The organism is Micromonospora sp. BQ11 (assembly GCF_052068135.1).
Lineage (GTDB): Bacteria > Actinomycetota > Actinomycetes > Mycobacteriales > Micromonosporaceae > Micromonospora.
Map to the genome: position 1 here is coordinate 1 of NZ_JBQHDB010000013.1, position 12,279 is coordinate 12,279.

The 12,279-nt window shown below is 72.6% G+C and carries 10 protein-coding genes and 1 pseudogene; 3 read left to right on the forward strand and 8 right to left on the reverse strand.

The window, feature by feature from the left end; genetic code table 11:
- Window positions 1-628 (reverse strand): annotated as a pseudogene (locus ACTMSW_RS24155) (hypothetical protein); the annotation flags it as partial.
- A gap of 278 nt (window positions 629-906) precedes the next feature.
- The gene (locus ACTMSW_RS24160) at window positions 907-2,388 is read right to left on the reverse strand and encodes an aminopeptidase P family protein (RefSeq protein WP_441182965.1); all 1,482 of its coding nucleotides are present in this window, start codon (window positions 2,386-2,388) and stop codon (window positions 907-909) included.
- Between the two features lie 133 nt (window positions 2,389-2,521).
- On the opposite strand from ACTMSW_RS24160, the gene asnB reads away from it, so the two are divergent.
- A complete protein-coding gene (asnB, locus tag ACTMSW_RS24165) occupies window positions 2,522-4,483 on the forward strand; it encodes an asparagine synthase (glutamine-hydrolyzing) (RefSeq protein WP_441183120.1) in 1,962 nt (653 codons plus the stop codon).
- 77 nt (window positions 4,484-4,560) lie between these two features.
- On the opposite strand, the gene ACTMSW_RS24170 is transcribed toward asnB, so the two are convergent.
- A complete protein-coding gene (locus ACTMSW_RS24170) occupies window positions 4,561-5,688 on the reverse strand; it encodes a lytic polysaccharide monooxygenase (RefSeq protein ID WP_441182966.1) in 1,128 nt (375 codons plus the stop codon).
- Between the two features lie 399 nt (window positions 5,689-6,087).
- Between ACTMSW_RS24170 and ACTMSW_RS24175 the strand changes: the two genes are divergently transcribed.
- A complete protein-coding gene (locus ACTMSW_RS24175; RefSeq protein WP_441182967.1) occupies window positions 6,088-7,023 on the forward strand; it encodes a carbohydrate kinase family protein in 936 nt (311 codons plus the stop codon).
- A 144-nt stretch (window positions 7,024-7,167) separates the two neighbouring features.
- On the opposite strand, the gene ACTMSW_RS24180 is transcribed toward ACTMSW_RS24175, so the two are convergent.
- The gene (locus ACTMSW_RS24180) at window positions 7,168-7,998 is read right to left on the reverse strand and encodes an MBL fold metallo-hydrolase (protein ID WP_441182968.1); all 831 of its coding nucleotides are present in this window, start codon (window positions 7,996-7,998) and stop codon (window positions 7,168-7,170) included.
- A complete protein-coding gene (locus ACTMSW_RS24185; protein ID WP_441182969.1) occupies window positions 7,995-8,396 on the reverse strand; it encodes a thioesterase family protein in 402 nt (133 codons plus the stop codon). The genes ACTMSW_RS24180 and ACTMSW_RS24185 overlap by 4 nt, the downstream gene beginning before the upstream one ends.
- Before the next feature lie 149 nt (window positions 8,397-8,545).
- Between ACTMSW_RS24185 and ACTMSW_RS24190 the strand changes: the two genes are divergently transcribed.
- Entirely contained in the window at window positions 8,546-9,568 is a 1,023-nt protein-coding gene (locus tag ACTMSW_RS24190) for a phosphatase PAP2 family protein (RefSeq protein ID WP_441182970.1), read from the forward strand.
- Between the two features lie 19 nt (window positions 9,569-9,587).
- Here ACTMSW_RS24190 and ACTMSW_RS24195 read toward each other — a convergent pair whose 3' ends face one another.
- Genes ACTMSW_RS24195 through ACTMSW_RS24205 form a run of 3 tightly spaced genes read right to left on the reverse strand, consistent with a single transcriptional unit; the run spans window position 9,588 to window position 12,014 of the window.
- A complete protein-coding gene (locus ACTMSW_RS24195) occupies window positions 9,588-11,216 on the reverse strand; it encodes a PH domain-containing protein (protein WP_441182971.1) in 1,629 nt (542 codons plus the stop codon).
- Window positions 11,213-11,761 (reverse strand): PH domain-containing protein, encoded by a 549-nt coding sequence (locus tag ACTMSW_RS24200; protein ID WP_441182972.1) that lies wholly within the window; start codon window positions 11,759-11,761, stop codon window positions 11,213-11,215. The genes ACTMSW_RS24195 and ACTMSW_RS24200 overlap by 4 nt, the downstream gene beginning before the upstream one ends.
- 22 nt (window positions 11,762-11,783) lie before the next feature.
- On the reverse strand, window positions 11,784-12,014 hold the full coding sequence (locus tag ACTMSW_RS24205) for a hypothetical protein (protein ID WP_441182973.1): 231 nt from the start codon (window positions 12,012-12,014) through the stop codon (window positions 11,784-11,786).
- Window positions 12,015-12,279: the final 265 nt, after the last annotated feature.

Genomic DNA, 12,279 nt, shown 5'->3' on the forward strand with positions numbered 1-12,279 from the left:
CGTCGTCCTTCTTACCGTCGTCCTTCTTACCGTCGTCCTTCTTACCGTCGTGCTTCTTGTCGTCGTGCTTCTTGTCGTCCTTGTCGTCGTGCTTCTTGTCGTCCTTCTTGTCCTCGTCGTCGTACTCGTCCAGCTCGTAGGTGCAGTCCTTGGCAAGCTTCAGGGTGCCCCCGTGACCACGGTTGAGCAGATCGATGGCCTCGATGAGATCCTCCTCGTCACAGTCCACCTCCCTGACCCGATCCCGATCCCGATCCCGGTCCTCACCCCGACCCTTGCCATCCTTGCCGCGCTCACCCCGACCCTTGTCGTCCTTACCGCGCTCACCCCGGCGCTCGTCGTCCCACGCCTGGTCGTCCCAATCGCCGTGCTTGTCGGCACCGACGTGGGACTTCCCGTCGTCAGCCTTGCCGGCGTCGCTGACGGGCTGCTTCGTGGACGATTGAGCGCCCGAGGTTCTGTCGGGGCCACCGGGCTTGTCATCACGAGCGGCCAGGCCGCCCAGTGCCGCCAAGCCGACCACGCCGGTCAGTCCGGCCACGCCGGCAGCCGCCCAGAGTTTGCGCCGCCCTGAACTCGGTGTGGCCGCGGTAGCCCCCTCGTCGGGAGTCATGTGGTTGTTGGACATCAGAGCCTTCCGCCCTTTCCTGCTACCAGACGGGGCCGCACCACACGAGGCGGCGCGACCAGCTACAAATCGGTTGCAGCATCTGAGAGCCACCGTATGAGAACGTTCCTCGCGATGAGGGCTTATCCGAAGAAAGCCCGCATTCCGCTCAGATGTGGCCAGGTGCTCGGCAACCGACCCGGTCGGCAGGAAGGGGTGTGACCAGTACAAACCCCATCCCCACAAACGACGAAGGGCCCCTCCCGCGAACGGGAAGGGGCCCTTCGGGGCGTACGGGGTCAGCCGGGCAGGCGGGGACCGGCCTCGCGCTGCTCGGCCAGCCAGGTCTCCACCTCGTCGGCGGCCCGGGGGAGACCGGCGGAGAGGTTCACCGCACCGGTGGCCGTGACGAGGATGTCGTCCTCGATGCGAACGCCGACGCCGCGCAGCTCCTCGGGGACCAGTTCGTCCTCGGGCTGGAAGTAGAGGCCCGGCTCGACGGTCAGCACGTAGCCCTCGCCCAGCTCGCCGTCCCGGTACACCTCCTTGCGGGCGTTGGCGCAGTCGTGCACGTCGAGGCCGAGCATGTGGCCGAAGCCGTGCAGCGTCCAGCGGCGGTAGACGGTGCTCTTCTCGTCCATCGCCTCGTCCACGCTCACCGGGAGCAGGCCCAGGTCGGCCAACCCCTCGGCGAGCACCCGCATGCAGGTCAGGTGGACGTCGCGGAACTTCACCCCGGGCTTGATCGCGTCGATCCCGGCCTGCTGCGAGGCGTGCACGATGTCGTACACCTGCCGCTGGAGCGGGGTGAAGCGGCCGTTGACCGGCACCACCCGGGTCACGTCGGCGGTGTAGAGGTGGCGGTTCTCCACGCCCATGTCCATCAGCAGCAGGTCACCCGGACGGGTGGCCCCGTTGTTGTGCACCCAGTGCAGGATCGTCGCGTGCTCGCCGGCGCCGACGATCGAGTTGTAGCCGACCTCGTTGCCGTCGTGGCGGGCCCGCAGGGCGAAGATCCCCTCCAGCAGCCGCTCGGACACGGCCCGGTCGGCCGGCAGCACCCGAGCCACGTCCTCGAAGCCCCGAACGGTGGCGTCGACGGCGTCCTGGAGCTGGGCGATCTCCCACTCGTCCTTGACCAGCTTCATCTCCGAGATGGCGATCGCCAGCTCCCGGTCGCGGGCCGGCTGCCCCTCGGCGCGGGCGCCGTCGAACGGGCGCACCGCCCCGTCCACCCGGGCGTCGAAACCGCGCAACACGCGCGTACGTCCGGGGGCGAGGTCGGCCAGCGTCGCGTCCAGCTCGGTCAGGTCGGCGGTCGGCAGGCCCAGCTCGGTCGACTTCTCGGACAGGGTGTGCCGCCGCCCCACCCACAGCTCGCCGTGCCGGCTGCGGAAGAACTCGTCGGTCTGCCGGGAGGACCGGGGCCGCATGTAGAGCACGGCGTCGTGGCCGGAGCCGTTCGGCCGCAGCACCAGCACGCTGTCCGGGTCGTGGTCGCCGGTCAGGTACGCGAAGTCGCTGCCGGGCCGGAAGGGGTGGTCGGTGTCGTTGGCGCGTACCTTCTCGCCGCCGGTGGGGATCACCAGGGTCTCGCCCGGGAAGGCCGCGGAGAGCGCGGCCCGGCGCTTGGCGTAGTTCGGCACCTCGGGGCGGGGGCCGACCGGCAGGGTGGTGTCCCGCCAGCCCTGCCGCATGAACGTCAGGAACGCCTCCGGGAAGTCCGGGTCGTGCGACTCGGTGCCGTCCGCCGGCGTGCTGTCGGTGCGATCCTCGGTCATGCGCCGCTCCCTCCGTGATCCGCTGCTGGTCCCGACGGTACCGCGCGACGCTCCCATCGAGGCGGCGCGGGCGGCCGCACTATCTCCGGACGCCCGCGACGTCCGATCCGCACCGCGTGGAAAGATGACCACCATGTGCGGACTCCTGGCCTTCTTCAGTGCGCGCGGCGACGCCGCCGCCCACCGCGACAACATCGCCGGGGCGTTGGAATGCCTGCACCACCGCGGCCCCGACGAGACCGGGGTCGAGGTGGTCGGCGACGCCTCCGGCCGGTACGCGGACGGCGTGTTCGCGCACAAGCGGCTGGCCATCATCGACGTCGCCTCCAGCCACGAGCCGCTGCCCTACGCGGGCGGCCGGTACCTGCTGACGTTCAACGGCGAGATCTACAACTACATCGAGCTGCGCGACGAGCTGGTCCGCGACTTCGGTGCCCAGTTCGCCACGGCGGGTGACGGTGAGGTGATCGTCGCCGGCTACCACTACTGGGGCGAGCAGGTACTGACCCGGCTGCGGGGGATGTTCGCCTTCGTCATCTGGGACCGGCAGGAGCGCCGGGCCTTCGGCGGCCGGGACTACTTCGGGATCAAGCCCCTGCACTACCTGGAGACGCAGGACGGCCTCTACCTGGCCTCCGAGAAGAAGGCGCTGCTGCCCTTCGCGCAGTCGAACTACGTCGGCGACGCCGGCGTCGACACCGCGAGCCTGAGCCACTACCTGACCCTGCAGTACGTGCCCGAACCCGGCACCCTGCACAAGGGCATCAGCCGGATCGGGTCCGGCGAGTACCTGACCTGGACCCCGGGCGGTCGCATCGACGTGCGCCGGTGGTACCGGCCGGTGTTCCGGCCCGCGCCGGTCGACGACGAGCAGCGCCTCTACCACGAGATCCGGGAGACGCTGCGCGAGAGCGTCCGCATGCACATGCGCTCGGACGTGCCGGTCGGCTCGTTCCTCTCCAGCGGCATCGACTCGACCGCGGTGGTCGCGCTCGCGCGCGAGTTCAACCCGAACATCCTCACGTTCACGGTCGGCTACGACGTGCCGGGGTACTCGGAGATCGACGTCGCCCAGGAGTCGGCGCGCCACCTCGACGTGACCACGATCCCGACCAAGATCGGGCCGCAGGACATGATCGACGCGCTGCCGAAGATCGTCTGGCACCTGGACGACCCGGTCGCCGACCCGGCGCTGGTGCCGCTCTACTTCGTGGCCAAGAAGGCCGCCGAGCACGTCACGGTGGTCCTCTCCGGCGAGGGCGCCGACGAGTTCTTCGGTGGGTACACCATCTACCGGGAGCCGCTGTCCCTCGGCGCCGTCAACGGCCTTCCGGGCGGTGTGCAGAAGGGTCTGCGGGCGGTCTCCAAGGCGATCCCGCAGGGCGTGAAGGGCAAGAGTTTCCTGGAGCGCGGCACCACTCCGATCGAGGAGCGCTACTACGGCAACGCCCGGATGTTCACCGAGGAGGAGAAGCAGCACCTGCTGCGGCGCTACGACCCCTCGGTGCGCTACACCGACGTGACCGCGCCGATCTACGCCGAGTGCACCGAGCTGGACGACGTCACCAAGATGCAGTACGTCGACCTCTACACGTGGCTGCGCGGCGACATCCTGGTCAAGGCCGACCGGATCTCGATGGCGCACTCGCTGGAGGTGCGGGTGCCCTTCCTGGACCGCGAGGTCTTCGACGTGGCGGCGAAGATCCCGGTGGACCTGAAGCTGCCGCCCCGCTCCGACGCCACCAAGTACGCCATGCGCCAGGCCCTCCAGGGCGTGGTGCCGCCGGCCATCGTGAACCGGAAGAAGCTGGGCTTCCCGACCCCGACCCGGGTGTGGCTGCGCGGCGAGATGTACGAGTGGGCCCGGCACGTGCTGAGCACCTCGGGTGCCGGCGACCTGCTCGACCTGTCGTACGCGCTGCGTCTGCTGGACGAGCACAAGCGGGAGGAGGCCGACCACTCCCGCAAGGTCTGGACCGTGCTGATCTTCTGCATCTGGCACGCCATCTTCGTGGCGAAGACCCTCGACCCGGGCATCCAGCGCAACCAGTCCGCCCTGCTCACCAAGCCGGTGGTCGGCTCCATGGTCCGCTGAGGTGTAAGGAAGGGCCCCCTGTTAACGCCTCGCGTTGTACAGGGGGCCCTTGTTAACACCGCGCCCCGCGGACCCGGTCAGCGACCGGTGCAGCTGACCGTGGGCAGGGTGTTGGTGGTGGCGTTGGCGGTGAAGCCGAAGGTGGTCGTGCCCTCGGGCGCGAGGGTGCCGTTCCAGGCCGCGTTGGTGACCGTGACCGACGACCCGGAGGTGCTCAGTGTGCCGTTCCACGCGTTGGTGATGGTCTGACCGCTGGGCCACGTCCAGGTCGCCGTCCAGCCGGACCACGTCGACTTCGTGTGGTTCATGATCATCACCTCGCCCTGGAAGCCCCCCGGCCAGGAGTTGACCACCTTGTAGACCGCCATGCAGTCGCCCGAGTGCGGCGGAGGCGTGGTCGGATTGGGCGGAGGAGTGGTGGGGTTCGGCGGCGGCGTCGTCGGGTTCGGCGGGGGAGTGGTGGGGTTCGGCGGCGGCGTGGTCGGCGTACCGCCCGGTCCGACGCCGGTGACCTCACCGTTGCCTCCGTCGAAGGCCACGTCCGAGCAGCCGAAGAAGTTCTCCTGACTGTCCGAGCGGACCCACCGGGAGTAGATGATGTGCCGCCCGGACTTGTTCGCCGGCAGGTTGCCGCTGAAGTAGTAGTGGCCGTCGTTGGTGCCCACCGCTCCGCTCTGCGGCGGGTTGGTGACCGTCAGGAACGGTTGCTCCTCCAGGTCGCTCCAGGCCAGGGGACGGGTGGGGCTCCAACTGTCCTTGGTCACGTAGAAGTAGAACGTGCCCGGGTGGTGGGCCCAGTTGCTGTACTTGAAGTCCAGCCGGGACCCGGCGGTCAGGTGGGTCACCGGCCAGTCGGTGCGGGCCAGGTCGTACCCGCTGTAGCCGGGGTTGCCGCCGCTGCACAGCTTGCCGTCGGGGATGAAGCCGACGGTGCGGCCGCCGGCGTCGGAGCGGAGCACGCTGAACCAGTTGTAGAGCGAGTTCGCGCCGCTCTGGGCCACCGCGGCGGAGCACGCCGGGTTGTTCGGCCGGATCTCGCCGGTGGCGGTGCGGCCGTCCTTCCAGCACAGGAAGGTCCGGCTGCCGGGGGTCATGGCGGCGCCGTGCGCGGCGGCGGGTTCGGCGCCGGCGGTGAGCGCGACGGCGCCCACGAGCAGGGTCGCGGCCGCGGTGAGCAGCGCGGCCGTTCGGGAACGGTGGGACACGGGTTCTCCTGACTCGCGGGACGGAAGCGCCCCGCGACATCACGCGCGTGGGGTGGGCACGGAGGCCGTCCCACGGCGACGGGCGGTCACGACGGTCACGGCGCGCGGCCCGGGAGCGGGCGTACGCCGTCGGCGGCCCGCCTCGCGGACCGCAGCCCTCGCGGTGCACCCGGCGCCGGCGGTACGGCAGCCCCCCGTACCGCCCGGCATGCGCCATCCCACCACGCTCCGCCCGTACGAAGCAATAGGTGTTTCTCTATGCGCGCGAGCCGGCCTCGGTGTTCGCCTCGCGTCCGCCCCGATACCCCAATACGGTGTTGTCGGCGCTCCTCGTCCCCGCCGGCACGTACGGGCTCGGCCGGGTCGGGAAGCGGCAGGACCGACGACGGAAGGAACCGGATGGGATACGCGGTGGTGCTCGGCGAGGCGCTGGTCGACCTGCTCGACACCGAGTACGACGGCGAGCCGGTCTACCGGCAGGCCGTCGGCGGTGGGCCGCTCAACGTGGCCGTCGCGATCGCCCGGCTCGGCGGCGACGTGCAGTTCGTCGGCTCGCTCGGCGACGACGCGCTGGCCGGGCGCATCCGGAGTTTCCTCGCCGGCACGGGCGTCGGCCTGTCCGGCGCGGTCACCGTGCCCGCGCCGACGGCCCTGGCGGTGGCCACCTTCGTCGGCGCCGAGCCGGACTTCCGGTTCTACGGCGAACCGCCCTCGTACGCCCTGCTCACCGCCGACGATCTCCACCCGGACCTGGTGGCCGGCGCCGACGTGCTCTACTGCGGCTCGATCGTGCTGCTCCGACCGGCCACACTGGAAGCCGCGCGCCGGGCCTGGTCGCTCGCCGCCGGGTTGCGGGTCTTCGACCCCAACGTGCGCCTCCGCCTGCTCGACGGTCCGGAGGCGCTGGCCGGGCTGCGTGCGGTCGTGGCCGAGTTCGCCGCCGGGGCGCACCTGGTCAAACTGAGCACCGCCGACGCCGCCCTGCTCTACCCGGGGGAACCGGTCGAGGGCGTCGCCGCGTACCTGCGGGAACTCGGCGCGGCGACCGTCGTGGTCACCCTCGGCGCGGCCGGAGCGGTGGTCGCCGCCTCCGGTGCCGATCCGGTACGCGTACCCGCCCCGAAGGTCGCCGCGGTGGACGCCACCGGGGCGGGGGACTCGGTGATGGGCGCGCTCATGGCGGACCTCCTGGTCGACGGCGAACCGACCGACGCGGCCGGCTGGACCGAACGGGTGGCGTACGCCCTGCGGGTCGCCGGCCTGGTCTGCGAGTCACCCGGCGGTGCCACGGCGATGCCAACGCGCGCCGACGTCACCCACCGCTACACCCCCTAACCCCCACCCCCCACCCCCCCACCCCCACTCCGCCCGCAGTTTCACGGAAAGAGTCGCTATTCAACGCGGAATAGCGACTGTTTCCGTGAAACTGCCGGGGCGGGCGGGCGGGCGGGCGGGCGGGCGGGCGGGGCGGGGCGGGGGTTAGGGGGTGCCGTCTAGTTCGGCGTAGCCGCGGCGGGCGGCGTGCAGGGCCGGGCGGGCACCGAAGGGCGCCTCGGCCGCCACCCGCTCCGGCGGAGCGCCGCCGGTGTGGCCCGCCCGGATCAGCCAGGCCAACTCGACGAGCTGGGCGTGCTGGGCGCGGACGAAGGCGGCGTCCACCGTCTCGCCGTGCCCCGGCACCACGACGGTCGCCGGCGTGAGGGTCCGCAGCAGCTCGGCGACCGTGTCCGGCCACTGCAACGGGTACGACTCCTCGAACGCCGGCGGTCCGCTCTGCTCCACCAGGTCACCGGCGACCAGGACGTCGGCGTCCGGTACGTGCACGACCAGGTCGGCGTCGGTGTGGCCCCGGCCGGGATGGCGCAGCACCACCCGCCGGCCCCCGACGTCGAGCACCGTCTCGGAGTGCACGGTGTGCGTCGGCGGCAGCAGCGCGGTGTCGGCGAGTTCACCGGCCAGCGTGGGGTGCTCCTCGCGCATCTCCTCGTACGCCTCCCGGCGCAGCCGGTCCGGGTGTTCGCGCAGCGCCGCGGCGGCCCGCTCGTGCGCGTACACCGGGCGGGGTGGGTCGGCGGCGAGCGTCGCGTTGCCGAAGCAGTGGTCGAAGTGGTGGTGGGTGTTGACCAGCGTCCACGGGTGCGGGGTGACCGCGCGGGCCGCCTCGGCCAGCGCGGCGGCCTGACCGGCGGTGGAGAGCGTGTCGACCAGCAGTGCGGCGCCGTCGCCGACGACCAGCGTGACGTTGACCCGCAGCAGCGGCTCGCGGTACACGTGGACCCGGTCGGCGACCTCCACGAAGCGGGCGGTCATGACCGTGCCGCGCGCTCGACGAACCGCTGGCGGTCGACCAGCAGACGCTCCACCCGGCCCCGGGCCACCGTCTGCTCCCCGTCGGTGACGGTCACGTCGAACTGCAGCCGCCGGCCGTCGACGGCGACCAGCCGGGCCGAGGCGAGCACCCGGCGGCCGACCGGGGTGGCGGCGAGGTGCTCCAGCTCGACGCGGACCCCGACGGTCGTCGACCCGCCGGGCATCGACGTCGTCGTCGCCGCCACGGTGGCCGCCTCGGCCAGCGCGAGGACCCTCGGCGTGCCCAGAACGGGTACGTCGCCCGAGCCGACCGCCTGCGCCGTGTCGGCGTCGGTCACGGTCAACTCGACCCGGGCGGTCAGGCCCGGCGCGAACGCGGGCTCCGGCTGCTCCTGCATGACCCTCAGCCTAGGTGCTCGTCCGGCGGCCGGTCGCACCCGTGGCCAACCCGTCGGCACCGGTGGAGGACACCGCCGTGACATGCGCCATTGTGCGGCGCGTGATCCACCGTCGGCCCGGCTGGAACCCGCCGTTAACCTTGAGCGCGATGTCTGTCGCGACCGATCCCCAGCCCCCCGCCCGGACCGACCCGCTGCCCGATCCCGACGGCGGGCGGCGACGTGTGGTCTCGATGTCGGTGTGGGCCGTCGCGTTCGTCACCGGCTGGCTGCTCATCGGCCTGCCCACCGACCCGGCGTACGCGTTCCTCTGGATCTGGGCGGCGACCGTCGCCTGGAACTCCTCCCGCCCGTGGCGCAGTCACCTGCGCTTCGCCCGGGACTGGGTACCGGTGGTGCTGCTCCTCATCGCGTACAACCTGTCCCGGGGCTTCGCCGACAACGGGGCGACCCCGCACGCGTACGAGCTGATCGTGGCCGACCGGGTCATGTTCGGCTGGGCCACCGACGGTCAGGTGCCCACGGTCTGGCTCCAGCAGCACCTGTACCGGCCCGAGGTGCAGTGGTGGGACGTGTTCGCGAGCTGGGTGTACTTCTCCCACTTCGTGGTGGCACTCGCCGCCGCCGCCGTGCTGTGGCTGCGGGACCGGGGGCGGTGGGCGGCGTTCATGCGCCGCTGGGGCTTCCTCTGCGCCACCGGCCTGGTCACCTACTTCCTCTACCCGGCGGCCCCACCGTGGTGGGCGGCGCAGAACGGCCTGCTGGAGGAGGTCGCGCGGATCTCCACCCGCGGGTGGAAGGCGTTCGGCATGCACGGCGCCGGCAACCTGCTCAACGCCGGTCAGATCGCCTCGAACCCGGTGGCGGCGATGCCGTCGTTGCACACCGCCTTCGCCCTGTTCGTGGTGTTGTTCTTCCTGCGGGCCACCCGGAAGCGCTGGTGGCCGCTGCTGCTGGCGTACCCGCTGGCGATGACGTTCACCCTGGTCTACTGCGGCGAGCACTACGTGATCGACGTGCTGGTCGGCTGGGCGTACGTCGGGATGACCTTCCTGGTGGTCGGCCTGGCCGAGCGGTGGTGGGCGGCGCGGCACGCCGGTCGTACCCCGTCGGAGCCGCCGGCCGACGACGCGGCCGGGACCACCACGGCGGCGGTCCCCGCCGGCCGCTGACCCGCGGCGCCCGCGCGGTTCAGCCGGCGCGGCGCGCGGCCCGGGCGCGGGCCATCAGCTCGGCGGCGAGGGCCCACGCCTCCGCCAGGTCACGGTCCTGCGCGGCGGCACCGGCGCCGCCGGCGGTGTCGGCGTGCACCGTGGCCAGCCGCAGCCGCCGCTGCACCGGCCCCTGCACGACCCGCACGCTCTGGATCCGGGCGTACGGCACCAGCGCCACCTGCCGGGTGAGCAGGCCCGACCGCACCGCCAGCACGCGATCGTGCAGGCCGGCGCCGAGCACGCCCCGGCTCAGCGGGTTGAGCCAGCGGGCCCGCGCCGGCGGTGGGACCAGCGGCAGGGTGGTGAGACGTACGCCGGGCAGCACCTCATCCATGATCTTCTCCCCGGTGGTCAGGTCGCCCACCGGGAGCAGTCGGTCCGGCCGGTTGCGGTCGTCGGCTTCCCCTCCGGAGTAGCCGGCCACCTCCAGTCGCATCCGCAGCCAGCCCCGGACCCGCCACAGCAGCGGCCAGGTCACCCCGACGGTCTGCACCCGGTCCAGTGGCACCGTCTGGGCGCGGGTCTCCAGCAGCCCGTTGCGGACGCGCAGCGTCCCGGCATCGCGGGCCAGCCGGAAGTTCCAGTCGTCCAAGACCCGGCGTACCGGTTGCAGCAGCACGCCGGCCATCGCGGTGAGCGTGCTCGCCACCGCGATGAACGACCAGGAGCCCTGGGAGAGGAACTGGACCGCCACGAACGCGACGCCGAAGGGGATCAGGAACGCCTGCGGGGTGAGCAGCTGGCTGACGAGCAGGTCACGGTTGTCGACCGCGTGCACGGGCCGGCCGGGCGGCACGGCTGCCTCCGCCGTTCCCGTCGGCGCCTCGGGGCTCGGCTCGGCCCCGACCGATGGTCTCCGCCCGGCCAGGTCCAGCAGCCGTTGGCGCAGCGCCGTCGCCTCGGCCACGCTGAGGTACGCCAGCGGCGCCTCGGTCTTGCCTCCGCCGACCACTTCCAGCCGCAGCTCGGCCAGGCCGGTGAGCTGGGCGAGCAGCGGTCGGACCACCTCGACGGCCTGGAGCCGTTCCAGCGGGATCGCCCGGGTGCGCCGCCAGAGCAGGCCCTCGTACACCCGCAGTTCCCGGCCGACCACGTGGTAGCCGGTGTTGTACCAGCTCACCACCGCCAGCACGGTGGCTCCCAGCGCCAGCACGGCGGCCATCACCGCGAACCAGCCGAAGCCGACCCGGGACAGCGTCGACCAGGACAGGCCGGCGATGACCACCACCAGCGACTTGGCGCCGTGCAGGGCCGGACTCAACGGGTGCAGCCGTTGCCGGGGCTCGACCCCGCCCGCCCCTTCCGCACCCGGCGCTCCCGGGTCGTGCGGTCCGGGGCCGGGCCAGGGCCCGCCCGGGTACGTTCCCGCCGGCACGGGCGGCCCGGGATACGGCGCGTACGGCCCGGGGTGCGGCGCGTACGGCGGGCCGGGGTGCGGCGCGTACGGCGGCCCCGGGTGCGGCGCGGCCCCGTACGCCGGCACCGGCCCGTACACCGGCCCGGGTGCGGCCTGCGGGGCGGGAGGCGGTGCCGGCCACTCCTGCGGAGCCGGTTGCGGAGCGGGTGGCTCGACCGGCTCCGGGTCCCGCGGGGCCGGGTCGCTCACAGGCCCTCCGCCCGGTCCCGGCCGAGCGCGGTGAGCCGGTCGCGCAGCCGGGACGCCTCCGCGGGGCGCAGCCCCGGCACCCGGGCGTCGCTGGCCGCCGCCGCGGTGTGCAACTGGACGGTCGCCAGGTTGAAGGCGCGCTCCAGCGGACCGGCGCTGACGTCGACGAACTGCATGCGCGAGTACGGCACGATCGAGAGCCGCCGCACCAGCAACCCGTGGCGGACCAGCAGGTCGTCCTCGCGCTCGGCGTACCCCCAGGCGTGCACGGCCCGGACGATGGTCACCACCCGCAGGCAGCCGAACAGCAGCACCGCGGCGATCGCGGCCCCGAACAGTGCGCTGCCGCTGAGCGCCCAGCCGACGGCCAGCACCACCACGACGAAGAGCAGGCCCGCGGCCAGGCGCAGCAGCTCCACCCAGATCAGGTCCCGGGAGATGGACTGCCACCGGACGGTGTCCGGCCAGGGGTCGAGGGGGCCGGCCGGGGACGGGGCGACGTCGGGCGCCGGGTGCGGCGACCCGGCGGCGTGTTCACCACTCACCGTGGGGATCCGTTGTGCGCGCTCACGTGTCGAGAGTAGGCGATCCGGCCACCGGTTCGACCTCCCGCAGGAAGCCCCGGGCGTCCAGGAAGTCGCCGAGCGAGCTCCGGTGGTCGGCGCAGGCGAGCCAGACCTTGCGGCGGTCGGGATTGTGCAGTCGGGGGTTGTTCCACCGCAGCTCCCACCGCGCCGGAGCGCGACAACCCCGGGCAGAGCAGGTCAGCGCAGTACCGGAGGGGAACGTATCGGACATCACGTCCAGTCTACGGAGGTGCGGGCTGCGATCCGGGACCGGGGCGGGCCGGTGAACGGAGAGCCGCGAGGAAGTGAGCGCCGGGCGGCCACGGGGGGAGCCGCCCGGCGACGGGTGAATCGTACACGCGGCGGGGCGGTTCCTGTCCAGCGTTGTCGGCGATTCGATGAAGCGGACGGCGCGGCCGAAATCGGGTTCTCCGCGCCTCGGCACTCAGCCGGGCATGCGAGTCTTGACACGCACCACGCCGCGACGACCGATCATG

Excerpts from the sequence above, each read along its gene's own strand:
- ACTMSW_RS24160 (WP_441182965.1), bottom strand. The coding sequence starts at position 2,388 with ATGACCGAGGATCGCACCGACAGCACGCCGGCGGACGGCACCGAGTCG.
- asnB (WP_441183120.1), top strand. The coding sequence starts at position 2,522 with ATGTGCGGACTCCTGGCCTTCTTCAGTGCGCGCGGCGACGCCGCCGCC.
- ACTMSW_RS24175 (WP_441182967.1), top strand. The coding sequence starts at position 6,088 with ATGGGATACGCGGTGGTGCTCGGCGAGGCGCTGGTCGACCTGCTCGAC.
- ACTMSW_RS24180 (WP_441182968.1), bottom strand. The coding sequence starts at position 7,998 with ATGACCGCCCGCTTCGTGGAGGTCGCCGACCGGGTCCACGTGTACCGC.
- ACTMSW_RS24185 (WP_441182969.1), bottom strand. The coding sequence starts at position 8,396 with ATGCAGGAGCAGCCGGAGCCCGCGTTCGCGCCGGGCCTGACCGCCCGG.
- ACTMSW_RS24190 (WP_441182970.1), top strand. The coding sequence starts at position 8,546 with ATGTCTGTCGCGACCGATCCCCAGCCCCCCGCCCGGACCGACCCGCTG.
- ACTMSW_RS24205 (WP_441182973.1), bottom strand. The coding sequence starts at position 12,014 with ATGTCCGATACGTTCCCCTCCGGTACTGCGCTGACCTGCTCTGCCCGG.